Genomic DNA, 24,960 nt, shown 5'->3' on the forward strand with positions numbered 1-24,960 from the left:
TGGCTGGACTTATGATATTAATTAGAAAAACGCTAAGAAAAAACAGTATTGCGCTGCTTGGTGGTCTGCTTGGTTTGGCCACTGTACACAGCGCGTTGTCTGTGCCGCTGTCGCAGCAACCCCTGTTCCTGAGAACCGGTGCCGACCCCAATATTATGTTTATTCTGGACGACTCCGGATCGATGCAGTTCGAGGTGACCCCCTCGGCAGGGGTCAATTACTTTAATAACCTCGACAGGGTGGCCTACGTGTATCCCAACGGGGTTTGTCCCTACGCAAAAAATCAAACCCGTAGCTGTGATTACTGGCAGGGTGGGGACCAAGCGGTGCCCCAGTTTGATAGAAATAATAAATGGGCGGCCTATTATCGCTCATCACAGAATAATAAAACCTATTACAACCCGGCTCAGCGTTATGATCCCTGGGCCGGGGAGAATGGCACCTTCTGGCCTGCAGCTCTGCCCCAAAGGGCCTATCACAACCCGGCCAACCCCACAAAGGGCTGGAGAGATCTGACAAGAAACGATTCCCAAACTGCGCGCTGCTGGTTAAAGAATCAGGTAGGCAAGAATTCAGATAAGCGGAATGCGTGTTATAACGGAAGGTTGTCTTTCTTCCCGGCCACTTACTTTCAATACAGTGGCAGTGGCAGTGTATTCGATCCCGCCAAGTATACCCGTATTGAAATAAAGCCCGGGCGTACCTACCCCGGCGGTACCAAGCGGTCCGATTGTGCAGATCCCGCAGCCTGCACCTATCAGGAGGAAATACAGAATTTCGCCAACTGGTACAGCTATTACCGCTCCCGTGGATTGCTTGCCCGTGCCGGTGTCGGCCGGGCCTTTGCCTCCCAGGGCAGTGAGTTGCGTGTGGGGTTTGGTACCTTGAATGCAGGTAATAGAGAGGTTGATGGTGAACCCACAAGTACCATAATCAGTGGCGTTCGGACTTTCTCCGGCCAGGATCGCGAGGACTTTTTCGATAACTTGTACGAAAGCGATATCCCCAATGCCGGTACCCCCCTGTTGGCGGCGCTGCGCAGCGCCGGTAACTACTATAGCCGTGCAGATAGCAAAGGCCCCTGGGCAACCAGGCCCGGCACAAACGCTGCCGGTGCGCAGGTGGCCTGCCGGGCAAGTTATACAATCCTGATGACCGATGGGTATGGCAGCGATTATTCGAGCGTTTCCGGCTTTGGCAATGCGGACGGAGACGATGGCGCGCCCTTTAATGATGGGCACTCGAATACACTGGCAGATATTGCCATGGAGTATTGGGAAAACGATTTACACTCGGGTCTGGACAACAAAGTAGAAACCAAGAAGGATCCGGCGACCTGGCAGCATATGGTGACCTTCGGTGTCGGCCTGGGAGTGACCGGCAGTGTAGATCCCGAGGGTGCATTCAAGGCAATCGAGGACAAAACCCCCATAGCCTGGCCCAACCCAAAGGAAGGAGGCAACCCGGCAAAACTGGATGACCTGCTGCATGCCTCTGTCAACAGCTATGGAGGATTCTACAGCGCCAGTGATGCAACGACTTTTTCTCAACAACTCTCAAAGGTGTTGAGTGAAATCGGCAGCAGGCAGGGGTCCGCCTCTTCGGTTGCCGCCAACTCCACCCGCTTGGGCACGGATACGGCAATTTTTCAGGCTTTATTCAACTCCAATGACTGGAGTGGGGAAGTGCGGGCAATCAGGCTCAAGGAAGATGGTACACTGGCAAATACCTCCCTGTGGAGTACCTCGGATTCGGGAAAAATCCCAGCAACCGGCCGTAAAATCCTGACTTATACGGATTCGGGTACAGTTGAGTTTCTCTGGGACAACCTGACCACCGCCCAGAAAACCGCACTGATTGGACCCGATGATGAACAAACCGGTAAAGATCGACTGGATTGGGTGCGGGGGGAAACGGTTGCCGGCCTGCGTACCCGGTCCACTCTACTGGGGGATGTGGTCAATGCAAGCCCGGCCCTGGCGGGTGATCGGGAATTTTATTATGCCAAATTGCCTTCCCGACTGGGGGGCGATACCTATGCCACTTACCATGCTGATAAAAAGAAAGAGCGTACCCAGGTACTCTACGCCAGCGCCAATGACGGCATGTTGCATGGTTTTAACGCAGATACGGGGAGAGAGATTTTTGCCTATGTCCCCAACGGCGCCTACCCGAAATTACCCACACTGGCGGCAAGCGACTATGGCACGCCGGACAACCAGCATCAATACCTGGTTGATGGACCCCTTTATATCAGCGATGCCTACTTTAACTCCAAATGGGCCAATGTACTGGTAGGGACTTATGGTGCCGGCGCTAAGGGATTGTTTGTGCTGGATGTCACAAACCCAAATAGTCCCAGAGTACTGTTTGAACTCGACGGTACCCACCCGGATATTGGCAATATTGTAGGGAAGCCCCTGATTGCGCCAACGCTGGATGGCTGGAAGTTGATATTCGGCAATGGCTATAACTCCGGCAATGACAGGGCCGCGCTGGTGATTGTGGATTTGGCCAATCCCAACGATATCCGCGTGTTGCCAACCAATGATAGCGTTCAAAACGGCATGACAACCCCGTCTTTGCTGATTAATAGTAGTGGTATTGTGAAAGCGGCCTATGCCGGGGACCTCCTGGGGAATATGTGGAAGTTCGACCTCGGTGGTGCGGTCACAGACTGGGGTAGCGCCTTTGGCGACTCTCCTTTATTTACCGCCCGGGACGCCAGTGGACGTGTCCAGCCGATTACAGCGGCAGCAACCCTAGGGCCAAATCCGGCAGTGCAGGGAGCATTGATGGTGTACTTTGGTACCGGGAGCTATTTAACGCAAAGTGACAATGCGGCGGGGAGTGTAGTCAACAGTTTTTACGGCATAGTGGATGCAAATAAGCCGATTACGACGACGGACAGAAGCAATCTGATGGAAAAAACAATTGTTGAGCGTGGCAATTCTCGCACCATCACCCGTGATGCAGACACAAGCTGGTGGGGAAAAACATCAGGTTGGTTCCTGGATTTTAACCTGATTCCATCAAATATTACCGGAGAGCGGGTGATCAGTAAGCCCCTACTGATCTACGACAGGCTGATTTTCCCGACATTGGTCACCTCGGAGGACCCCTGTACATTTGGCGCCTCGGGCTGGACCATGGAACTCATTGCCTTTGGGGACAAACGCTATACCAATGAATCGATTCTTAAAGAAGAGTCGGGTAATAAGAAGAACGAGAGCGCAATAATCAGTTTCCCAGAGGCTATCTTCGATGGTAAGAAGGTCTATATACCGGGTGGGGATACTTCCGGTAACCTTAATATCGGCCCCGGTACGCTGTTTGGTAATGGAAAACGTATGTCTTGGAAACGGATACGGTAAAGTAGGAATAGCATGAAAAAACGAAACGTTCATGGGCATTTGGGTTTCACCCTGATAGAAGTCATGGTAGTCGTCGCCATTATTGGTATTATCGCTGCCATTGCCTATCCCTCCTATATGGAGTATGTGCGAAAAAGCAATCGTGCAGAGGCCAAGGTGGTCCTGAACGATGTGGCACAGCGGCTTCAGCGCTGCTTTACGGCTTACAGTGTCTACAATGATGGTGCCTGCACCGTGGCTGGAGCGATTAGTGGTGGAAATACAATTGACTCCGAGCATGGCTATTATTCCATTGCCGGGGTTCTGACGCCGACCACCTTTGTGCTCACTGCAACCGCGGTGTCGGGTACCCCCCAGGCAGGGGACAAGCACTGCACAACCCTCAGTCTTGATCAGGCAGGCAAGAGAGATGCCACCGGCTCAAATATTACTGAATGCTGGTAATAAAGACCCGACAATCCACCATCCTGGTAATCCGCGCGGGGCTCATCTACACCTTCCCCTAGCCTGAATCGACACCTCCGTCGATTTTCGCAGGGGAATCACCACAAATCAGAGCCCGACTAAGGACGCTTTTCCAGCCTGCTGATGTTCGCCAGGCTCAGCATTACCTGACCATCGCCTCCTCCGCGCCAGGTCTCCTGAGCCGGCAACAACCCACCGCAAGCGGCGTTGTTACCTGCGAAAAGCGGACGTGGCCCGGGCCCAGTTGGTCTGTTGCTGACAACAGAAAACACGCGCATCACAAAGCAATAGCCAATAGCATTCGACAGCTATTGAGTTTTAGCCGACAAGCGTAGTATTTTTCCGGCGCTGGCCTCCATAATGGTCCCACTCCTGTTATCCGTATTGCCGCGGTTTGTGGCGGGGCGTGCAATAACAATAAGGAAGCGCCCGTGCTGATTATCCCCATTCAGAACAAACCGGACTGGCGCCGCCCCCCCCTGATGTGTTTTGCGTTGATTCTCCTCAATCTAGTAGTGTTCGCCGGTTATCAGAGTGGTGATAAGGCCCGCTGGCGCCAGGCCGAGGAATACTATTTCAGCACTGATCTGCCCGGGTTGGAGGAGCAGCGTTTTCTGGTGTACGTGGATGAGGTACACCCCGAGTGGCGCCTGCAGATGGGGGCGGAGGGAGAGGAGTTCATCTACCGCGAACTGTTGTGGAACCCGGAATTCCACCGCTGGCTGCTGCCCGGGCTGGAAGAGGAGGGTCAGACCCTGTGGCTGCAGCAGCGTTTGCGTTTTGCCGAGCTGCGCGGCCACATGAGCAGCCTGGCCCTGGGTCTGACGCCGGCGGAGCCCAACCCTGCCGGGCTGCTCGGCCATATGTTCCTGCACGGCAGCTGGGATCACCTGATCGGCAATATGGTCTTCCTGCTGTTGTTTGGTCTGTCGGTGGAGCTGGCGCTGGGGGGAGGCTGGTTTTTCGTGTTCTACCTGCTTGGCGGTCTGGCCGCGGCGGGTTTGCACATGCTGGTGGAATCCGGCAGCCATGTGTCGATGGTGGGCGCCTCCGGGGCCGTATCGGCAGTTATTGGGATGTTTGTGGCCATCTACGGTGTGCGGCGCCTGCGCTTTTTCTACACTTTCGGCTTTATATTCGGAGAATTCAGTGCACCGGCGCTGCTGGTGCTGCCCCTGTGGCTGGGCAAGGAATTGTTCGGCTATTTCTATGGCGATGCCGGTATTGCCTACTGGGCCCATACTGGAGGACTGCTGGCGGGGTTTGCCCTGGCTCTGCTGCTGCTCTACTGGCGCCCACCGGTACAGGCCCTGCCGGAAGAAGGGGAGGGTGTCCTGCCCTCGCCGCAGAGGAGCGCACTGACGCGGATTGACCGCTTCCAGGAAGAGGGCAAACTGGTCGAAGCGACGGCTGCGGCCACGGCGGCCGTGCGACAGTACCCGCACAGTCTGGTGCTGATTGAGCGCACGATTGAATTGACCGCGATGACCCCGGACAGCGAGGCGTTCCACCGCGCCAACCTCGCCCTTTTCGCCCTCGCGGCCAACCCGGACATTGCAGTGTCTGTGCTTGCGGCGGGTTACCGCCGCTACTTGCAGGCAACCGGAAATCCCCGCGCCCTCACTGCCAAAGTCTGCCTGCTGTTGGCGCGTCGTGCCGCTGAAGCGGCAGACTGGCCCTGGCTGGAGGCGCTCTTGTGTCGTCTGGCTTCGCAGAACGTACAGCACCCGCTGATACCCAAGTTAGGTGTGCGCCTAGTCAATTACTATCGGCGGATGGGAGAGGAGGGACGCGCCCGCGAGATAAAGAGATTAACCGACAGTATGGAGATATCCGGACCGGCCTGATTGGTATGGTAGCCTCTGCGGTACAGAGTTTGGGGTGATAATACCGTCTCAATACCCTATGGCTTTGTGGCATCGGCTAACAAGGAGAAAATATGCACAAGTCGATTTTGAAGAAGCGGGAAATCCTGGAAATGGCCGCGGAGAGCAAGGTGCATTTTCTCAACCCCAATGCGGTGCGCCAGAATCAATCCCTTGGCGACCACACCGGCATAACCGGTTTTGGCTTTCATAGGATTGCCATTGAACCAGGGCGTGAATCCACCGAGTTGCATCGCCACACATTTGAAGACGAATGTGTGTATATTTTGCAGGGGGTAGCTGAGGTCCAGATCGGTGAGGAACAATACTCCGTTGCCGAGGGGGATTTTATTGGCTATCCGGCGGGTGGCCTGCCGCACACCATGAAAAATACCTGTGACGAGCTGCTTGTATGCATTGTTGTCGGCCAGCGCCTGGACCACGATATTTGTGATTACCCCAATAAAGGGAAACGGCTGTACCACAACCGGGGCCTGCCCTGGGAACTGGTGGATATCACCCATCCACGATAACTGACAGGGCCGCTGCTGTGAATAACCAACTCCTGCTGTGAACGTGATGGCCGACAAGATTCGTGTGCTCTACAACTCCGCCTGCCCGGTGTGCAACGCGGGTATCACTGCGCAAAAAAGGAAATCCACACTGTGCGCCGTGGATTGGGAAGATGTGCATCTGGATAACAACAGGGTAAAAGCGCTGAATCTGGATTTAGAGTTTGTGCGCGAACGGCTGCACTTGGTGGATACCGAGGGCAGGTTGCGGGTGGGTTATGAGGCATTTATTGCCATCTGGGAAAACTCGCCCGGTGAGCAGTGGAAGGCGCGGGTATCCAGGATACCCGGCCTGCGCTGGTGCCTCAACAAGGCCTACAACGGTTTTGCCCGCTGCCTGTATTTTTGGAATCGGGCCTTGAAGCATTGGTAAGGGGAAGCCCAAATCGTGCAGATGTGGTGTGACGCCGGCCAGATCAACCGGTGGCCTGGGCGCTGATTAATACCTCCCACTAAGACTCTGCCTGTCTGCGCAGCGGGCTGTGGGGGATTTTCTTTTCCTGACGTTTCTGCTTTTTATACACCAGTTTATCGGTCGCTCCGTTGACGGTGCAACCGTCGAGTATTTTTGCTGTATTGTTAGAATACGGATTGGGATTACAGAAAAGTTGGTACATGAGTTTTAAAAAGGGTTTGTATGTCAAAGGTAATGCGTGTTCAGTTGGTGGAAGGTACGGCGGGGGCGCCCTGGGGAACTTCTGCACTGCTCAGCTTTAATGGCAGTGATGCATGGATTCATATTGGCGCGGCCAAGGGTGATGCGTTAATAGCCGCGCAGCGCGCGGCACGGCGCCTGGATGGTCTAGGGGTGAGCGCGGTTGTTCTGAGTGGTGAGGGCTGGGATATCGAGCGGCGCTGGGCATTCTGGATGGGGTATTTCAACCCCAAAGCCGCCAACAGAATTGACTGGGGCAGCGAGGATGTCGGAGAGCGCAAAGAGCTGGCTTCCCGTGAAAGCGCTGCGCGCTGGGTGCGGGAGATCACCAATGGCACACCGGATGGGATTTCCCCCAGGGTTCTGGCGGAGAGTGCTGCGGAGATGCTGCAGAAACTGGCCCCCGATGCTGTGCGCTACCATATGATAGCCGGTGAGGATCTGCTCCGCGAAGGGTTTGTGGGTATTCACAGTGTGGGCCGTGGCAGTGTGCGCGAGCCGGTGATGCTGCAGCTGGATTACAATCCCAGTGGTGATGCCGGCGCGCCGGTGGATACCTGCCTGGTGGGCAAGGGGATTACCTTCGACTCCGGTGGGTACAGTCTCAAGCCCTCGGCCAATATGGCCACCATGAAATCCGACATGGGCGGTGCGGCCATGGTGAGCGGTGGTCTGGCCCTGGCCATTGCCCGCGGCCTGAACAAGCGGGTGAAACTGTATCTGTGCTGTGCCGAAAATCTGGTTTCCGGCCACGCTTATAAGCTGGGCGATATTATCCAGTATAAAAATGGGATTGCAGTTGAGGTACTCAATACCGATGCGGAAGGGCGCCTGGTGCTGGCCGACGGCCTGATTGCGGCCTCCGAAGCAGAGCCGCGCTGGCTGTTGGATGCCGCCACCCTGACCGGCGCTGCCAAGGTGGCGGTGGGGCGCGAGTTCAATGCGGTATTCAGCTTCGAGGCGGCCATGGCACAGCGGGTTCTGGATGCCGCCGGGCGGGAAAACGAAAAAGCCTGGCGTTTGCCGCTGGAGCCTATGCACCTGGAGCAGATACCCTCCGGCTTTGCCGATATTGCCAATATCGGCGCAGATGGCAGCCCCGGCGCGTCTACCGCGGCGGCATTCCTCGCACACTTTGTGCGGGACGCGGGGCGCAACTGGGTGCATATGGATTTGTCCGGTTCTTATCAGCCCAGTGCCAATGACCTCTGGGCAACCGGTGCCAAGGGCCAGGGTCTGCGTACCATTGCACGATTCCTGTTGGACAGCTGACCGCAGGAAGTAGTCTGGAAATAATTTTGCAGCCAAACTCCATCGAACAGTAAAAAATACAGGGTCAAGGAATACGAGGCACCCTGAAAATTAAGTGTTTCCCGATATTGATGTGCGGAGATTTCCGAACTAGGGTGGAGTGAGGCGCTTAATAAGTAATTTTCAGGGGTGTTCTTAAAGCTAATATTTTTTCCTGTCCGGATCTTTGAGAGATAGCTCGCTCAACCTCCTTCATCCGTGAAAAATGGCTTTTCCTTTGATAATCTCACCCAATAACTGTATGACAGTATCAGCCCTTTGCAGCGAAGGGCTGTCAGAAGTGCACCTTGGTGTTCACCTGGTAAGGATCGGTAGGTTTGCCCTACAAATCCTGGCAACTGCGCTACAGGGTTTCGAACTTATCGTCTGGCCGATGGTGCACAGGTTGATTGACCGAGGCTCATGAAACCGGCAGGGGTCTCTAACGCTGAAATTTTTCTGTGCCGGGCGTCCTGGCGCCAGCGCTGTGACGTCACTGAAACCATCGCGGTGCCATTCTTCTGGAATAGTTACACGAACGAACAATCAATGATTACGTGAAAATTCTGTATAAAAGGGCTTTACTGAATGCCCGCAATAGGCTAATAATAAGTATCAGCTGATCAGCTTTTTCCATTTTCGGCACTCTGGATGCCGGTTTCGCACCCTAACAATAATAGGAGAGGTGTTATGGATAGAGCTTACCCGCCAATTGCCAGCACTGTATTTTTTCCCCCTCAACTACTTGCCGGTTATGCGAAAGGACTTGCGTTTGCGGCCATGATGACTCTCGGGCTGATTTTTCTGATGAGCCGTTTGATTGCCAGTGATCTAGAGGCGCCGGTGGTGGATGATTTACCGTCAATCCAGCCGGTGCATATTGAAGACAAAAAAGTCGTCACGCAAAAAGATGAACCGCCGGTAAAACCGCAAACCCCACCGCTGCAACTAACCACCACTCCTGAAGAAATACCGCCTACAGAGGTGGGTACGACGATTACGATAAGGGCTCCTGTCCCGAGCAGTGACACGATGCTGACGGTAACGCGGGATCCCGTGCCTGTGTACAAGCCCTTACCGCGCTATCCCAATGCGGCAGCGCGCAGGGGCATCGAAGGTTACGTTGTAGTGGAATTCACCGTGACTAAAACAGGCGCGGTACGCGATGCCCGGGTGGTGGGAGGCTACGACAGTGCCGGCAATCCCACCAGGGTGTTTAACCGCTCGGCACTGGCCGCCGCCGAGCGTTTTAAATACCAGCCCCAGATGGCGGATGGCGAGCCAGTGGAGCGCTATGGTGTGCGCAACCGGATCACCTACAAAATGGCAGACTAAAAGGGGAAACCGGCTCCGCTGGCGGGGCCTTTTTCTGTATTTTGCCTTTCATTATTCAATTTCCCGCACAGCGCCGCGATCGGCGCTGGTCGCCAGCATGGCGTAGGCACGCAGGGCCTTGCTGACTTTTCTCGGTCTCTCCTCCACGGGCTGCCAGGCCCGTTTCCCCAAGCGCGCCATTTCCTGCCGGCGCCTCTCGAGTTCCGTATCCGTAATAACCACTTCAATTTTGCGCGCGGGAATATCGATGCGGATGGGGTCGCCGTCACGCACCAGGGCAATATTGCCTCCGGAGGCGGCCTCCGGCGACACGTGCCCGATAGAGAGACCGGAGGTACCGCCGGAAAACCGCCCGTCTGTAATCAGGGCACAGTGTTCTCCCAGCCCACGGGATTTCAGGTAGCTGGTGGGGTACAGCATTTCCTGCATACCCGGTCCGCCTTTGGGGCCCTCGTAGCGCAGGATAAGGGCTTCGCCCTTGCGCACTTGGCCACCCAGAATCCGGGATACCGCCGCCTCCTGGCTTTCGACCACATGGGCAGGTCCCTCGAACCGCCAGAGGGATTCATCCACCCCGGACGTTTTTACCACACAGCCGTGCGGAGCCAGATTGCCGAACAGCACTGCCAGGCCGCCCTCGGCGGAATAGGCGTGTTTTGCCGAGCGGATACAGCCACCGACACGGTCGCTATCCAGAGTCTGCCAGCGGCAGTCCTGGCTGAAGGCGATTTGGGTGGCAATACCCGCGGGACCGGCGCGGTAGAAGTCATGCACGGTTGTGTCGTCGGTGCGAGAGATGTCCCACTGCTCTAGCGCCTGTTGCAAGCTGCTGCCATAGACAGTGGGTTGTGCGGTATCGATCAGCCCCGCCGATGCCAGCTGGCCGAGAATGGCCATCACACCGCCGGCGCGGTGGACGTCCTCAATATGGTACTTTTGCGTGTTGGGGGCCACCTTGCACAATTGTGGCACCTTGCGGGAAAGGCGGTCGATCTCTGCCAGGGTGAAGTCAATCTCGCCTTCCCGGGCGGCGGCGAGCAGGTGCAGGATGGTATTGGTGGAGCCCCCCATGGCGATGTCCAGCGCCATGGCATTGGTGAACGCGCCGGGATTGGCAATACTGCGGGGCAGGGCGCGATTGTCGCCCCGCTCGTAGTAGCGCTTGGTCAGGGCAACAATTTCACGGCCCGCGCGCAGAAACAGCTCCCGGCGATCCGCATGGGTGGCCAGCAGGGTGCCGTTGCCGGGCAGGGACAGGCCCAAAGCCTCTGTGAGGCAGTTCATGGAGTTGGCAGTGAACATGCCGGAACAGGAGCCGCAGGTGGGGCAGGCGGAGCGTTCATAGGCCTCGACCTCGGCATCGGTGGCCGTTTCGGTCGCCGCAATCACCATGGCATCCACCAGGTCCAGCTTGTGATCCGCCAGTTTGGTTTTGCCGGCTTCCATGGGGCCACCGGAAACAAAAATCGCTGGGATATTCAGGCGCAGGGCGGCCATCAGCATGCCCGGTGTGATCTTGTCGCAGTTGGAAATGCACACCAGGGCATCGGCGCAGTGGGCATTGACCATGTATTCCACCGAGTCGGCGATGATTTCGCGGCTGGGCAGGCTGTACAGCATACCGTCGTGGCCCATGGCGATGCCGTCGTCCACGGCGATGGTGTTGAACTCCTTGGCCACGCCCCCGGCCCGGGCAATTTCTTCTGCCACCAGTTGGCCCATATCCTTCAGGTGCACATGCCCGGGCACAAACTGGGTAAAGGAATTGGCAATGGCGATGATGGGCTTGTGAAAGTCCTCATCCTTCATCCCGGTGGCGCGCCACAGGGCACGGGCGCCGGCCATATTGCGGCCGGCGGTGGAAGTGCGGGATCGGTATTCGGGCATGACGCAGGTTCCAGCTGGGCAAAACAGAGCGACAGTTTAACAAAAGCGGGCTTTAATGGGATGTGTTTGCAATAAATCGATTTTATCTTCTTTTATCTAGGATAAGGATTTCGAGCTTTGTCGCTCAGTTGAGATTGCCCGTCACAGGCGCTTGCACAAAATCCGCGAGTTGCGCTGCAGGTTGTACAGGGACTTGCGCGAAGCGGGCAGCGCGCCGACGTCGGCCTGTACAAAGCCCTGCTCGATAAACCAGTGCTCGGTCTGGGTGGTGAGCACATAGAGTTCGCGGATATTGACCGCACGCGCCTGGCGTTCCAGATGGCGCATCAGCTTGGCGCCGCGCCCGCCACCGCGAAATGCCGGGTGGATGGCGACACAGGCGATTTCTGCCGCGCCCGTGAAATTGCTGTTGTCTTTGATGGGATAGAGCGCGGCGCAGGCCACCGGGGTGCCATCCACCTCCACCAGGGTAAAATGCGCGATTTCCGCTTCGAGCTTTTCCCGCGAGCGGCGCACCAGAACTCCCTGTTTTTCCAGGGGGCGGATCAGGCCGAGGATGCCCCCCACATCGGTGATACGCGCCCGGCGAACCACTTCGTAGCTGTCCCGGTAGATCATGGTGCCGGCGCCCTCGCGGCGGAATAGTTCCTGGATCAGGGCGCCGTTCTGGCAGTAGCTGAGCAGGTGGATGCGGGCAGTGCCGGCATTACAGGCGCGAATGGCGCACTGCAGGGTATCGCTGTGCACCCGTGCCGCCACCTGCTCGGCTTGCACAAGACTCAGTTCGTGTACCACTTCGCCATCCACCACAAGCTGGGCTGGAGCGCGAAACAGCACCAGTTTCTCGGCGCGCAGTACCCGTGCGGCCTCTGCGGCGAGATCCAGATAATTGAGATTGAACAGCTCACCGGTGAGGGAGGTGCCCAGGGGGGACAGCAGGACAAGGGCGCCCTGGTGCAGGGCCTGTTCCAGCGTGTTGACCTCCATGCGCCGGACGGTGCCGGTCCAGCGCAGGTCAACGCCTTCCAGCACGCCGCTCGGACGCGCGGTGACAAAATTGCCCGAGATCACTTTCAGGGCTGAACGGGCCATGGGGGAGTCGGGTAACCCCTGGGAAAATGCCGCCTCAATATTGAAGCGCAGCCTGCCCACCGCCGCTTTGATCACTTCCAGGCTGTCCCGGTCGGTGATGCGATTGCCGTCGAGAAAGCGGCTCTTGATACCCTGTTCGCTGAGGGCGCGGTTGATCTGCGCCCGGGCACCGTGGACCACGGCCAGACGTACCCCGAGGCTGGCAAGCAGTGCCAGGTCGTGCACCAGGTTGCGAAAATTGGCGTGCGCAAGGGCATCGCCGGGCAGCCCGATCACCAGGGTGCGGCCGCGCAGGTCATTGATATAGGGTGCCGCGTGGCGGAACCAGTTGAGGGAGCCGTTATTGTCACTCACCGGGTTACTCTACTGTCTGTTGACGTGTTAAGGGATTTGCGGGCAAGCCTGTTGCAGTGTTGCCGCCTTTGTCTTCATGGTATGCGATCAGAGACAGAAACGGGCAATCAGGCCGCGCAGTATCTCCGTCATCGGTACTATACGCTCCAGCCCGAGGTATTCATCCGGCTGGTGCGCCTGGTCGATATCCCCGGGACCGAGCACGATGGTGTCAATATTCAGGCGCTTGAGATAGGGCGCTTCGGTGCCAAAGGCGACACTGTCGGCGCCCTGGCTGCAGAGGGTCTCTGCGGCCTTCACCAAGTCCGAGTGGGCATCCTGCTCAAAGGCCTCTGTGCCGGGAAACAGCGACCGCATCTCGATGTGGATGCCGCTGCGCGCGCCGCTGGCCTGTATGCGCTTGCCCAGCTCTGCGCGCAATTCGGCCAGACGCATGCCCGGCAGCGGGCGGACATCAAACTGCAGCTCTGTGGCAGCGCAAATCCGGTTCGGATTGTCACCGCCGTGAATACATCCCAGGTTCAGGGTGGGGACGGGCACGGCAAAGCCGCGGTGCTGATACTTCTGCTGCCACTCTTCGCGCAGAGCCAGCAATGCATCGATCACTGTGTGCATGGCCTCCAGTGCACTGGCGCCCAAATTCGGGTCGGACGAGTGGCCGGAGCGGCCGGTAATCCGCACGGCCTCCATCATCACGCCCTTGTGCATGCGCACCGGGCGCAAGCCGGTGGGTTCGCCGATTACCGCATAGCGCGCGCGCGGGCGGCCTGCGGCAACCAGCGCACGGGCGCCGGCCATGGAGGTCTCTTCGTCCGCGGTGGCGAGTATCGTCAAGGGCTGGCGCAGGGGTTGATCCACAAAGGATTTGGCCGCTTCAATGGCCAGGGGGAAAAACCCTTTCATGTCGCTGGTACCGAGCCCGTAGAAGCGGTTCTCGCGCTCCTGCAATGTGAACGGGTCCGATTGCCAGCGCCCCTGGTCAAATGGAACTGTATCGGTGTGCCCGGACAATACCAGGCCGCTGTGGCTGTCCGCGCAGCCGCCTAAGGTGGCAATCATATTGACTTTGTGCGGGCTGCCCTCAAGGGGCATCAGTGCCACACCGAAGCCCAGACTTTCCAGCCAGGCAGCCAGCAGCTCTACCAGGGGGCGGTTGCCCATATCCAGCGCCGGATCTGTGGAGCTGATACTGGGGCAGGCAATCAGCTGGCGCAATTGTTCCTTTAGCTCGGGTACCCTGACAGTCGCCATCACGCGCATCCTCATCACTTGTCGCACCGGTCCTAAGCCGGTGCGAGCCCTTGAAAACCCGGCAACCCAGTACGGCGGCGCCAGGGTGGGATTATCGGGTGAATACCAAGGGGAGGGGAAGGGTAAACTGGTGATGGGGTTCGCGGCGACAAAGGGAGCGTGTGTGCTCCCCCCGTGCGCAAAAGCAAAAGGCCGCGGGATCAGCCGAACAGGCCCTTGAAGAAATAGAAGAACAGAATGGCAATACCGGCACCTGCTGGCAGGGTCACAACCCAGGAGGCGGCGATGGTGGTGATCATGCGCAGGTTCAGTGCGCCAATTCCCCGCGCCAGGCCCACCCCGAGCACCGCCCCCACGAGGGTGTGGGTGGTGGAGACGGGCAGACCGGTGCCGGAGGCGAGTACAACGGTGGCGGCGGCACCCAGTTCCGCGGCGAAGCCGCGGCTGGGGGTCAACTCGGTAATTTTCCTGCCGATGGTGGCCATGACCTTGAAACCGTAAGTGGCCAGGCCCACCACGATACCCAGGCCCCCCAGTAACAGAATCCACGAGGGCATGGTGGCTTTGGCGGTGACCGCGCCGGACTGGATGGTGTTGATCACAGCGGCCAGCGGACCCACCGCGTTGGCGACATCGTTGGAACCGTGGGCGAAGGCCATGGCGCAGGCGGTGAATATCATGAGGATGGCGAAGACCCGCTCCACACTGGCAAAGCGGTTTCCCAATTCACTGGCGGGGTCGCGTTTGACACGCTTGAGCATGGCGATGCCGACGCCCATCACCAACAGGCCCGCGAGGGCCGCAATACCGGCATCCTGGATGAAACTGAGCTGGATATTGGCATCTTTCAACACATGCTTGAGTCCCTTGGTCAGGGTGACCATAGCGATCATCCAGCCCACGGCGAACATGTAAATGGGGATATAGCGCTTGGCATTGGCGAAGGGATCTTCGGTATCCAGGATCAGGCGCTGCACACTGCGAAACAGCAGGAAGGCAATGGTACCGGCCAGTAGCGGCGAGACCACCCAACTCGCCACAATACTGCCCACCTTGCCCCAGGCAACCGCCTCTGTGGAGATGCCCACCGCGGAGAAGCCGACAATGGCGCCGACAATGGAATGGGTGGTGGATACCGGCCAGCCGAGGACGCTGGCGATCAGCAGCCAGGTACCGGCGGCGAGCAGGGCAGCCAGCATGCCGTACACCAGCAACTGGGGCTGCGCGGCAAAGACCTCCGAATCGATAATCCCCTTGCGGATGGTGGCGGTAACTTCCCCGCCGGCCAGGTAGGCCCCGGCAAACTCAAAAACCATGGCGATCAGGATCGCCTGTTTGACCGTCAATGCGCGCGAGCCCACGGAGGTGCCCATGGCGTTGGCAACATCGTTTGCGCCCACACCCCAGGCCATAAAGAAGCCCGACACACAGGCCAAAACCAGCAAAATATGGCCGTATTGACTGAGAATCTCCACCGCACAACCCCCTAACGTGCCAGCAACAATTGCAAACGGTTGCCAACGCTGTGGGCGCGATCGGCCAGGTCACCGGTCCATTCAATGATCCGGTAGAGAAACATCACATCCACCGGCGGCAGGTCTTTTTCTATGGCAAACAGCGCAGCGCGAATCTCAACTTCGAGTTTGTCGGATTGGCGTTCCAATTCGTCCAGCTCTTCGATCATGCGCCGGGCAATCGTGATCTCGCGCCCGGCAAAGCCGCTCTCCAGCAGCTCGTCCAGTTCGTTGATGGCGCGCAGCGCCTGGGAGGAAGTAGCCACGGCACTCTCGACGAAAGTCGTCATCAAGGGCTGCAGGCTGGCCGGGATCTGCATCTTTCTGCCGACGGCGAGGCCGGCGATATCCTGGGCGGTATTTGCCACCTCGTCCTGGGCGTGCAGCAGTTCCAGCAGGTCGGATCGGGATACCGGCATAAACAGGCTGTCGGGCAGGTGCAGACGCAGGTCTCTCTTGATGTCATCGGCGCGGTTCTCGGTGGCGGAGATGCGCAGTTGGATTTGTTCTGCCTCGACCAGATCGCCGCGGATCAGGGCCTCGAAGAAGGGGACCAGGTCGGCGGAAGCCTCGTGGGCCGCAGCCATATGTTGCTCAATCGGCTTGATCGGGGAGCGGCCAAACAGGTTGGCTATATTCGACAGGACCATGGTTAGCTCCATTGCTCGGGGTGCGAAACCGCGGCATGGTACCCCAATAGAACCAATTTCGGTAACGGTGCGTTAACGACGCACTGTTGCACCGCGGCGATGGGGCTACAATGCGTCGTCACAGGTAAATACAGGAGGTTGACAATGACAGAGAGCAAAGCGGCGGACAGGTTGCTGGATTTACACGGACTGCTGGAGGATCTTGTGACCCAGGGCTATGTGAGCCGGCAGGATGCCAACCGTATCGCGGGCACCCCGCGCACGGCGGAGCAGGCCCAGATGCACCCCCTCAGTTATATCGCCAGCTGCGACCTGGCCAACCGGAAGGCCCCGGGTACCCTGTTGAATCGCGATACACTCAGCGCCTGGCTGGCCGAGAGTTCCACCCACCCCCTCTACCATATCGATCCGCTCAAGGTAAACGTAAGTGCGGTGACCGAGGTAATGAGTTTCCAGTTTGCCAAGCGCCACCAGATCCTGTGTGTGGAAGCAGGCGCTGATGAGCTGCTGGTTGCCACGGCACAGCCTTTCGTTCACGGCTGGGAGGAGCAGCTGGCCCATACCAGTGGCCGCCGGGTGCGCCGTGTGGTGGCAGATCCGGCGGATATCAAACGCTGCTGTATCGAGTTTTATTCTCTAGCCAATTCCATTTCCGGTGCCAGTGGCCTGCAGGGGACCTCTGCAGCGCATAATTTCGAACAGCTGCTCGAATTGGGCAACCTCAAGGATCCCGAGGCCAACGACCAGCATATTGTCAATATTGTCGACTGGCTGTTGCAGCACGCCTTCGACCAGCGTGCCAGTGATATCCATATCGAGCCCAGGCGGCAGGTCGGGCGTATCCGCTTTCGCATCGATGGGGTGCTGCACCCCATTCACGAGCTGCCGGATCAGGTGAATGCGGCGGTCACCAGCCGCCTGAAGATTCTCGGTCGTATGAACGTGGCGGAGAAGCGCAAACCCCAGGACGGCCGTATCAAAACCAAGCGCCCCGATGGCAGTGAGGTGGAGTTGCGTCTGTCCACTCTGCCCACTGCGTTTGGGGAAAAACTGGTGATGCGGATTTTCGATCCCGAGGTGCTGGCGCGCACCTACAGTGACCTGGGCCTCGGCGGTGAGGATCTGGCCCGCTGGCAGAAAATGCTGTCGCATTCCAGCGGCATTGTCCTGGTGACCGGTCCCACCGGTTCGGGCAAAACCACCACCCTGTACACCGGCCTCAAGCAGCTTGCCACCTCCGCAGTCAATGTCTCCACCGTGGAGGACCCGATCGAAATGGTGGAGGAGCGTTTTAACCAGACCCAAGTGCACCATGCCATTGGCTTTGATTTTGCCGCCGGTATCCGCACTCTCATGCGCCAGGACCCGGACATTATTATGGTGGGTGAGATCCGCGACCTGGAAACTGCACAGATGGCAGTACAGGCTGCCCTCACCGGGCATCTGGTAATTTCCACCCTGCACACCAACGATGCCCCCACTGCGGTCACACGCTTGTTGGACCTGGGTCTGCCCCACTACCTGCTCAAGTCCACCGTGCTTGGGGTCATGGCGCAGCGCCTGGTGCGTACGCTCTGTCCCTCATGCAAGCGCGAGGACAGGATTGAAGAGGCCGACTGGCACGCCTTGGTACGCCCCTGGAAGGCGCCGATGCCAGAGAGAATTTACCGCCCTGAAGGCTGCCTGGCGTGTCGCAATACTGGTTATCTGGGGCGGCAGGGCATTTACGAGATACTGCCGTTTAGCGAATCGCTACAGGCGCAGATCACCCCTGACTGCGACCTGCAACAGCTGCGCCGCCGGGCCATGCGCGAGGGTATGAACAGCCTGCGCCTGTCCGGTGCGATAAAGGTGGCGGCAGGTGTGACCACGGTTGCGGAAGTACTGCGTGTGGCACCGCCGCCAGAGATTGTCTCTTAGTGGATAGTGGCCACTGGATTGCACCCGGGCAATGAACATGGCGTAATGGCTGAATCCGGCCGCTCATCGGCTGCCGGGTTCCTCCTCCAGGGGTGCGGCGAGAGAGAAACCGCCTCCCGGCCCTTTGCCCGCACTAAGGATCCATGCCCCCATGTTTGAATGCGCCAACTGTCCCGAATCCCTGAAGCCCCAGTTGCAGGCGCACTGGCGCGACTGGTGTGAGCAGGCGGGCAAAGCGCGCGTCAGCCAGGCCGAGGACCTGTTGAGGGATCAGGCCCTGCAGCGGGGGTTGGCGCGGAGTTTGACCGGTTCCGAATTCTTTTTCCGGCAATGCTGCCGCCAGCCACAGCTGTTACTGAGGTTGTTGCAAAGCGCGGATCTCGGGCTGGCTCTACCCGATTTTGATAGCGACGCCTCCCTCGACTGCGCACTGCGACGGCTGCGCAACCGTGTGACAACAGAGGTGATCTTTCGGGATTTTGCCACTCAATGGGATATCTCCCGGGCCTGCCTGCGTCTCAGTGCGCTGGCAGAGCTGTGTATTGATGCCGCCCTGCAGTGGCACCACAGACAATTGGTACAGCGCTATGGCGAGCCCCGCGACAGCCGGGGGCAGGTGCAGTCCATGGTGGTGCTGGGTATGGGGAAGCTGGGTGCGCGGGAGCTGAACCTCTCCTCAGATATCGACCTGATCTTTGCCTACCCCGAGCCGGGCCATACCGACGGCGAGCGGTGCGTGGAAAATCAGACCTTTTTCCAGCGCCTGGGCCAGCGCCTGATCAAATCCCTGAATACCATCACTGCCGATGGTTTTGTGTTTCGTGTGGATATGCGTCTGCGTCCCTATGGGGACAGTGGGCCTCTGGTGAGTCATTTCAGCGCACTGGAGGACTATTATCAGACCCAGGGGCGCGAATGGGAGCGCTATGCCATGGTCAAGGCGCGTCCGGTGGCCGGTGATAAGCGCTTTGCAACGGAGCTGATGGCACTGCTGCGCCCGTTCACCTACCGCCGCTATATCGATTTCAGTGCCATCGAGGCGCTGCGCGAAATGAAAGCGTTGATCCAGCGCCAGGTGCGCGCCCGGGGGCTCAGCGACAACATCAAGTTGGGCCGTGGGGGCATTCGCGAAGTGGAATTTATTGCCCAGGCTTTCCAGTTAATTCGCGGCGGCCGCAACCCCGCCCTGCGCGAACGCAACTTGCTGAAACTGTTACCGCTGCTGGAAACTGAAGGGCACGTGGAGGCGGGCGTGGCCGGGGAGCTTGCGGACTGCTATCGGCTGCTGCGGCGGGTGGAACACGCACTGCAGGCGCAGAGAGACCAGCAGACGCAAGCGCTGCCACAGGACGACAGAGAACGTGCGCGACTGGCCTACGCCCTCGGGCGCGATAACCCGGCGCAGTTGTTCGGAGAACTGGCGGCGGTGCGCAATGTGGTCGAGCGCGAATTCGATACCGTAATCGCACCGCCGGCGGATATTGCCGAGCCCCGCGTAGCGGAGGAGTGGCAGACTCTGTGGGGCAGTGTCAGTGAGGACGGCAGTGAAGAGATCAACCTGCAGGCTCTGAACAATGCCGGCTTTACCCCGGCGCGGGAGGCATTGGACCTGCTGCGGGATCTGAATGTCGCCCCTATGGTAGTCGCACTGCCGGCATCATCCCGCGCACGCCTGGACCAGTTTATGCCATTGCTGTTGGCGGTTGCCGGATTGCAGCAACAGCCCCTGCTGGTGCTCAACAGGGTGCTCCCCCTGGTGCGCTCGGTACTGCGCCGCAGCGCCTATCTTGTCCTGGTCAATGAAAATCCCCCGGTACTCAGCCAGTTGGTGCGCCTGTGCAGTGCCAGCCCGAGAATCGCCGAGCAACTGGCACGCCATCCGATCCTGCTGGATGAGTTGCTGGATTCCCGCCGCTTGCTGGCGCCGGCTGCGGCGGCGGATCTCTCTGACGAGTTGCGCCGTGAACTGCTGCGCACCGGTTCCACGGATCTGGAATGGCAGATGGAGGTGCTGCGATACTTCAAGCAGAGCCAGAGTTTGCGTATTGCCGCCCAGGAGGTCAGTGGCACTCTGCCGCTAATGAAAGTCAGTGACGCCCTCACCTGGCTGGCTGAAGCGATACTGCAGCACGCCCTGCATCTGGCCTGGATGCAAATGGTAGAAAAGTACGGGCTACCCGCCGGGGCGTCGGAGGGGGATATGCGCTTTGCGATTATCGCCTATGGCAAACTGGGCGGCCTGGAGCTTTCCTACGGTTCGGACCTGGATATTGTTTTTGTGCACGATGCCGATCCCCAGGGCGTTACTGATGGCAGCACTGGCATTGATAATTTGCGCTTTTATACCCGGCTGGCGCAGCGATTGATTCATATCCTGCAAACTCGCACCTTGAGTGGCCCGCTCTATGCAGTGGATACCCGCCTGCGCCCATCCGGAAATTCGGGGCTGCTGGTCACTACCATGACCGCTTTTGAAAAATACCAGCGCGAGAGCGCCTGGACCTGGGAGCACCAGGCTCTGGTGCGCGCACGCCCGGTGGCGGGCAGCACCCGGCTGAGCAACGACTTTCAAAGGCTGCGCTTGAAATTGCTTTGCGAGGCGAGAAATGAGCAGAAATTACGCAAAGATGTGATCGCAATGCGCGATAAAATGCGTGCCCATCTGGATCAGGGCAATGATAAAGGTTTCGACCTCAAACACGGTGTTGGCGGTATTGTCGATATTGAGTTTTTGGTTCAATATGCCGCTCTGGCCTGGGCGCCAACTGCGCCCTCGATAGTGCGTTACACGGATACGATTCGCATTCTCGAAAGTCTTGTTGACGCGGGCCTGATGCCGGCCAAACAGGCCGGTTATCTGATCGATGCCTACAAAGCCTACCGATCTGAAGGTCATCGCCTGGCACTACAACAATTGCCGGGGATTGTGCGCGATGACCGCTTCACGGCGGAGAGAAAGACCGTTCAAGCAAGCTGGCAGCAATTGCTCGGTTAACTGCCTGGCAACATGCTGTTGCCCGATTACACTGTTTTTTAGGACTTGTAGGAGTTGTCCCCCATGTCTTTTGCCGACCGCGACGGCGTTATCTGGTTTGACGGAGCGCTGGTTCCCTGGCGCGATGCGCGCGTACATGTTCTGACGCATACCCTCCACTACGGCATGGGGGTATTTGAAGGTGTGCGCGCCTACGGCACGGAGTCCGGTGCCAGTATTTTTCGTCTGCAGGATCACACCCGCCGGTTATTCCGCTCCGCGAAAATTATGAATATGCCCATGCCCTACAGTGCCGCAACCCTGAATGCGGCCCAGCGTCTGGTGGTGAGAGAGAACGATCTGCAACAGGCCTATTTGCGCCCGATGGTGTTCTACGGATGCGAGGGAATGGGTTTGCGTGCAGAGGGTCTGAGCACCCATGTGATTGTCGCCTCCTGGGAGTGGCCCAGCTATATGAGCCCGGAGGCGCTGGAGCAGGGTATCAAGGTCAATACGTCTTCCTATACCCGCCATCACGTCAATATCAGCATGTGTAAAGCCAAGGCCAATGGCAATTACATCAATTCAATGCTCGCTCTGCAGGAGGCGGTGCGTAACGGCTGTGAAGAGGCGCTGTTACTCGACCCCGAGGGCTATGTGGCCGAGGGCAGCGGAGAGAATGTGTTTATTGTCAGAGATGGCATCCTGTATACGCCGGAACTCACTTCCTGCCTGGATGGTATTACCCGCGCAACGGTAATTGAATTGGCCAGGGAATGTGGCTACCGCGTGGTAGAAAAGCGCATCACCAGGGATGAAGCCTACATAGCCGATGAGGCATTCTTTACCGGCACGGCCGCCGAAGTGTTGCCCATCAGCACCCTTGACGGGCGCACCATCGGCCGCGGCAGGCGCGGGCCAATCACGGGACGGTTGCAAGGCCTCTATTTTGAGGTGGTGCACGGGCGCAGTGCGGCACACCGGAGTTGGTTGAGTGATGTCACCGATACCGCTGAGACACAGATTCGTATCGCCTGAGGGGATATTCCCGAGAAGAAAAAACCGGCGGATGCCGGTTTTTGTATGGGTTTGGTGCGCGCACTGGCTGGCTTACCGGGCAGTGGCGATATCCGGTCGACCCACGCAGTAATATTCAAAACCGGCTTCACGCAGTTCATCGAGCTCGTACTGGTTGCGCCCGTCGAAAATCACGGGTGTCTTGAGTGCCGCTTTGAGTTCGCCGGTATTCAGGGCCTTAAACTGTTGCCATTCGGTCGCGATGATCAAGGCATCTGCTCCTTGAAGGGCGTCATTCTTTGAATCACATAACACGAGGTTATCCCGTGCTCCATAGATCCGCAGGCACTCCTCCATGGCTTGCGGATCGAAGGCGCGCACTATAGCGCCCTGCCCCCACAGTCGATCCATAAGCACGCGACTGGGAGCTTCGCGCATATCATCGGTATTGGGTTTGAATGAGAGCCCCCAGAGCGCGAAGACCCGGCCATTCAGGTTGCCATTGAAATGGGCCAGGATTTTGTCAGCCAGGTAATGTTTTTGTCGCTCGTTGCGAGATTCCACTGCGGTGAGAATATCTGCGCTCAGACCCTGTTGTCGCGCGGAGGAGATCAGGGCTTTAACGTCTTTTGGAAAACAGGAGCCACCGTAGCCGATGCCGGCATAAATAAACTGGTAGCCCACCCTTGGGTCCGAGCCAATCCCCTGGCGCACCGCCTCAATATCTGCCCCAACCTTATCGGCGATATTGGCGATCTCGTTCATAAAGCTGATTTTTGTTGCCAACATGCAATTTGCGGCATACTTGGTCAGCTCGGCGCTTTTCACGTCCATTACCAGAATCTTTTCATGATTGCGGTTGAAAGGCGCATACAAATGGCGGAGTTTCTGCTCAGATTCTGCTTCCGAGGTGCCGATCACGATGCGGTCCGGGCGCATGCAGTCGGCAACCGCAGAGCCCTCCTTAAGAAACTCGGGGTTGGAAATAACATCAAATGGCAGGTCGGGTATGCCGCGCTTGGCCAGTTGTTCTCCGATCGCTACACGCACTTTGTCTGCTGTACCCACAGGCACCGTGGATTTGTTGATAATGTATTTCTTGCAATCCATGTGCGCGGCGATGGTCCTGGCCACGGTCAGTACATGGCGCAGGTCGGCAGAGCCGTCTTCGTCCGGTGGGGTTCCAACGGCAATAAAGAGCAGCTCCCCGTGTTCTACACCGCAGGCGGCATCTGTAGAAAATGTCAGATTACCCGTGGCGATCCCGTTTTTTACCATCGGCTCAAGGCCGGGTTCATAGATGGGAATCTCCCCCTGTTTTAGGCGGGCGATTTTATCGGTATCGATGTCAATACAAACTACCCGGTTACTGGCTTCTGCCAGTACGGCGGCCTGCACCAGGCCCACATAGCCGGTGCCAAAAACGGTGACGTTCATACCTGTGACTCTTTGGTTGGATAATGGCGGTTGCGAAATACTTGGGGACAGGGTACTTCCACAGACCCGGGTTGATTGCACTCCCGGTAGCTGCGCGCCAACAGGATGGCAAGTGGCACCCAGTAGAAGAACCAGATATAGCTGGGTTTGACCAGGGGCTGTTGCGCATACACCAGCATGGCCAGAACGCCAAACAAAAACCAGACCACAACTAAGCCGGGAATCCAGCTCAGCAGCTTTTTCCTGCTCAATACCGTTGATAGGGCACCAAGGCCCTGCCAGGCACAGGCAAGGATGCCCAGTAGCCCGGAAAAACGCGCCACATCCAGCAGGTAGTTGTGTGGGTGTGGTAGCAGATGGCCCATCTCGATAAATTGCTTGTGAACCAGGCCGGAACCAATGATTGGGGAGAGCATAAGTTCATCGTAGACCTTGCCCCAAAGCTCCAGGCGAATGCTGTAGGCCGTGCCCCGGTGCAGCAGGGGGAGATCGCCAAACAGAATCAGGTAGGTCACGGGAATAACGACGAGCAATGCCAACAATACCCATGCCTTTAGCAGGCGTGATGGCGTAATCAGGGCCGCGAGCAGCACCGCCGCCCCCGCCATTGCGATGGGGATTTTGGTTTGTGACAGGACTACGTAAATACAGGAAACACACAAACCGCTCCAGGACAGTATGCGCCACAGTTGCGAGGTCCGGGCGATGCCGTAGCAGCAAAACAAGCTGTGGAATCCAAACAGCATCGCGGTCTTATCGATATTGCCTTGCAAGGATATTCCGCCGATACGGTGGAGACGCTGGAAGCCATCGGCAAATCCATAGACTGCCAATGACATGAGGCCGGAGAACAGACCCACTGCAATCAGAGCCAGCAACAGCTGGTGCAATACCGCATCCCCAAAGCGCTCCAGTAGGAAGTAAATGGCAGCGTAAAAAAGAGCCAGGTAGAGTACCAGCTTCCAGTAGTAAGGGGCCTCCCGCTGCACATCGGCATTGTCGCCGCTGGCCCAGAGCGTCGATAAAGCAAGTATTATCGGCAGGCTCAGGAAGGCGATGAACTGCCATGAGCACACAAAGCGAAAGTCCTTTCGCCAGAGCATCAGGAGCAGGGAGGCCGGCAGGAGAGTCAAATAGAAACTGGTTTGCACTCCTGAAACTTTCGGTGCCAGATAAAAACCACATAACAGCAGAAACAGTCCCAGACGTGCCAGTTGCAGTAACCCGGCAATCCACTTGGACTCCTGCTGCCGATAGGGAGTTGGGAAAGAGCGGGGGGGTGTACTTCCAGATTCAAACATCATTGTA

General features: G+C 58.0%; 17 protein-coding genes. 10 read left to right on the forward strand and 7 right to left on the reverse strand.

Translation table 11 applies throughout. The annotated features are described in order from the left end of the window. Positions 1-11 precede the first annotated feature (11 nt). From Q5Y71_RS01805 to Q5Y71_RS01835, 7 genes are all read left to right on the forward strand, one after another. The gene (locus Q5Y71_RS01805; protein ID WP_306039576.1) at positions 12-3,374 is read left to right on the forward strand and encodes a pilus assembly protein; all 3,363 of its coding nucleotides are present in this window, start codon (positions 12-14) and stop codon (positions 3,372-3,374) included. Positions 3,375-3,386: 12 nt separating this feature from the next. Beyond that, positions 3,387-3,818 (forward strand): type IV pilin protein, encoded by a 432-nt coding sequence (locus Q5Y71_RS01810; RefSeq protein ID WP_306039578.1) that lies wholly within the window; start codon positions 3,387-3,389, stop codon positions 3,816-3,818. A gap of 452 nt (positions 3,819-4,270) precedes the next feature. Beyond that, the gene (locus tag Q5Y71_RS01815; protein ID WP_306039581.1) at positions 4,271-5,686 is read left to right on the forward strand and encodes a rhomboid family intramembrane serine protease; all 1,416 of its coding nucleotides are present in this window, start codon (positions 4,271-4,273) and stop codon (positions 5,684-5,686) included. 92 nt (positions 5,687-5,778) lie between these two features. Beyond that, a complete protein-coding gene (locus tag Q5Y71_RS01820) occupies positions 5,779-6,237 on the forward strand; it encodes a cupin domain-containing protein (protein WP_306039583.1) in 459 nt (152 codons plus the stop codon). Positions 6,238-6,283: 46 nt separating this feature from the next. Continuing rightward, positions 6,284-6,649, forward strand: a complete 366-nt coding sequence (locus Q5Y71_RS01825; RefSeq protein WP_306039584.1) for a DUF393 domain-containing protein — start codon at positions 6,284-6,286, stop codon at positions 6,647-6,649. A 264-nt stretch (positions 6,650-6,913) separates the two neighbouring features. Continuing rightward, positions 6,914-8,203 carry an aminopeptidase PepB gene (gene pepB / locus Q5Y71_RS01830; protein WP_306039585.1) on the forward strand — a complete coding sequence of 430 codons (1,290 nt, stop codon included), beginning with the start codon at positions 6,914-6,916 and terminating at the stop codon, positions 8,201-8,203. 708 nt (positions 8,204-8,911) lie between these two features. Further along, entirely contained in the window at positions 8,912-9,556 is a 645-nt protein-coding gene (locus Q5Y71_RS01835) for an energy transducer TonB (RefSeq protein ID WP_306039587.1), read from the forward strand. A gap of 51 nt (positions 9,557-9,607) precedes the next feature. Here Q5Y71_RS01835 and ilvD read toward each other — a convergent pair whose 3' ends face one another. The 5 genes from ilvD to Q5Y71_RS01860 form a co-directional block, all read right to left on the reverse strand. Then, a complete protein-coding gene (gene ilvD / locus Q5Y71_RS01840; protein WP_306039588.1) occupies positions 9,608-11,443 on the reverse strand; it encodes a dihydroxy-acid dehydratase in 1,836 nt (611 codons plus the stop codon). 141 nt (positions 11,444-11,584) lie between these two features. Further along, positions 11,585-12,889, reverse strand: a complete 1,305-nt coding sequence (gene argA, locus Q5Y71_RS01845; RefSeq protein WP_306039589.1) for an amino-acid N-acetyltransferase — start codon at positions 12,887-12,889, stop codon at positions 11,585-11,587. A gap of 87 nt (positions 12,890-12,976) precedes the next feature. After that, entirely contained in the window at positions 12,977-14,140 is a 1,164-nt protein-coding gene (gene argE / locus Q5Y71_RS01850; protein ID WP_306039590.1) for an acetylornithine deacetylase, read from the reverse strand. A gap of 200 nt (positions 14,141-14,340) precedes the next feature. Further along, positions 14,341-15,615, reverse strand: coding sequence for an inorganic phosphate transporter (locus tag Q5Y71_RS01855; RefSeq protein WP_306039591.1), 1,275 nt, complete (start codon positions 15,613-15,615; stop codon positions 14,341-14,343). Between the two features lie 11 nt (positions 15,616-15,626). After that, positions 15,627-16,304, reverse strand: coding sequence for a TIGR00153 family protein (locus tag Q5Y71_RS01860; protein WP_306039593.1), 678 nt, complete (start codon positions 16,302-16,304; stop codon positions 15,627-15,629). A gap of 144 nt (positions 16,305-16,448) precedes the next feature. On the opposite strand from Q5Y71_RS01860, the gene Q5Y71_RS01865 reads away from it, so the two are divergent. From Q5Y71_RS01865 to Q5Y71_RS01875, 3 genes are all read left to right on the forward strand, one after another. Next, a complete protein-coding gene (locus Q5Y71_RS01865; RefSeq protein ID WP_306039594.1) occupies positions 16,449-18,224 on the forward strand; it encodes a GspE/PulE family protein in 1,776 nt (591 codons plus the stop codon). A 151-nt stretch (positions 18,225-18,375) separates the two neighbouring features. Next, a complete protein-coding gene (gene glnE, locus Q5Y71_RS01870; protein ID WP_306039595.1) occupies positions 18,376-21,219 on the forward strand; it encodes a bifunctional [glutamate--ammonia ligase]-adenylyl-L-tyrosine phosphorylase/[glutamate--ammonia-ligase] adenylyltransferase in 2,844 nt (947 codons plus the stop codon). Positions 21,220-21,282: 63 nt separating this feature from the next. Further along, positions 21,283-22,236 carry a branched-chain amino acid transaminase gene (locus Q5Y71_RS01875; protein WP_306039596.1) on the forward strand — a complete coding sequence of 318 codons (954 nt, stop codon included), beginning with the start codon at positions 21,283-21,285 and terminating at the stop codon, positions 22,234-22,236. Between the two features lie 72 nt (positions 22,237-22,308). On the opposite strand, the gene Q5Y71_RS01880 is transcribed toward Q5Y71_RS01875, so the two are convergent. Next, entirely contained in the window at positions 22,309-23,652 is a 1,344-nt protein-coding gene (locus tag Q5Y71_RS01880) for a UDP-glucose/GDP-mannose dehydrogenase family protein (RefSeq protein ID WP_306039597.1), read from the reverse strand. Continuing rightward, positions 23,649-24,956 carry an O-antigen ligase gene (locus Q5Y71_RS01885; protein ID WP_306039598.1) on the reverse strand — a complete coding sequence of 436 codons (1,308 nt, stop codon included), beginning with the start codon at positions 24,954-24,956 and terminating at the stop codon, positions 23,649-23,651. Before Q5Y71_RS01885 ends, Q5Y71_RS01880 begins: the two co-directional genes overlap by 4 nt. Positions 24,957-24,960 lie beyond the last annotated feature (4 nt).

Source organism: Microbulbifer sp. 2205BS26-8 (assembly GCF_030731025.1).
GTDB classification, from domain to species: Bacteria; Pseudomonadota; Gammaproteobacteria; order Pseudomonadales; family Cellvibrionaceae; genus Microbulbifer; species Microbulbifer spongiae.

Bases quoted from the DNA above. Each gene is read 5' to 3' on its own strand.
- Q5Y71_RS01805 (WP_306039576.1), top strand. From the start codon at position 12: ATGATATTAATTAGAAAAACGCTAAGAAAAAACAGTATTGCGCTGCTT.
- Q5Y71_RS01810 (WP_306039578.1), top strand. From the start codon at position 3,387: ATGAAAAAACGAAACGTTCATGGGCATTTGGGTTTCACCCTGATAGAA.
- Q5Y71_RS01820 (WP_306039583.1), top strand. From the start codon at position 5,779: ATGCACAAGTCGATTTTGAAGAAGCGGGAAATCCTGGAAATGGCCGCG.
- Q5Y71_RS01825 (WP_306039584.1), top strand. From the start codon at position 6,284: ATGGCCGACAAGATTCGTGTGCTCTACAACTCCGCCTGCCCGGTGTGC.
- pepB (WP_306039585.1), top strand. From the start codon at position 6,914: ATGTCAAAGGTAATGCGTGTTCAGTTGGTGGAAGGTACGGCGGGGGCG.
- Q5Y71_RS01835 (WP_306039587.1), top strand. From the start codon at position 8,912: ATGGATAGAGCTTACCCGCCAATTGCCAGCACTGTATTTTTTCCCCCT.
- ilvD (WP_306039588.1), bottom strand. From the start codon at position 11,443: ATGCCCGAATACCGATCCCGCACTTCCACCGCCGGCCGCAATATGGCC.
- argE (WP_306039590.1), bottom strand. From the start codon at position 14,140: ATGGCGACTGTCAGGGTACCCGAGCTAAAGGAACAATTGCGCCAGCTG.
- Q5Y71_RS01860 (WP_306039593.1), bottom strand. From the start codon at position 16,304: ATGGTCCTGTCGAATATAGCCAACCTGTTTGGCCGCTCCCCGATCAAG.
- Q5Y71_RS01865 (WP_306039594.1), top strand. From the start codon at position 16,449: ATGACAGAGAGCAAAGCGGCGGACAGGTTGCTGGATTTACACGGACTG.
- glnE (WP_306039595.1), top strand. From the start codon at position 18,376: ATGTTTGAATGCGCCAACTGTCCCGAATCCCTGAAGCCCCAGTTGCAG.
- Q5Y71_RS01875 (WP_306039596.1), top strand. From the start codon at position 21,283: ATGTCTTTTGCCGACCGCGACGGCGTTATCTGGTTTGACGGAGCGCTG.
- Q5Y71_RS01880 (WP_306039597.1), bottom strand. From the start codon at position 23,652: ATGAACGTCACCGTTTTTGGCACCGGCTATGTGGGCCTGGTGCAGGCC.
- Q5Y71_RS01885 (WP_306039598.1), bottom strand. From the start codon at position 24,956: ATGATGTTTGAATCTGGAAGTACACCCCCCCGCTCTTTCCCAACTCCC.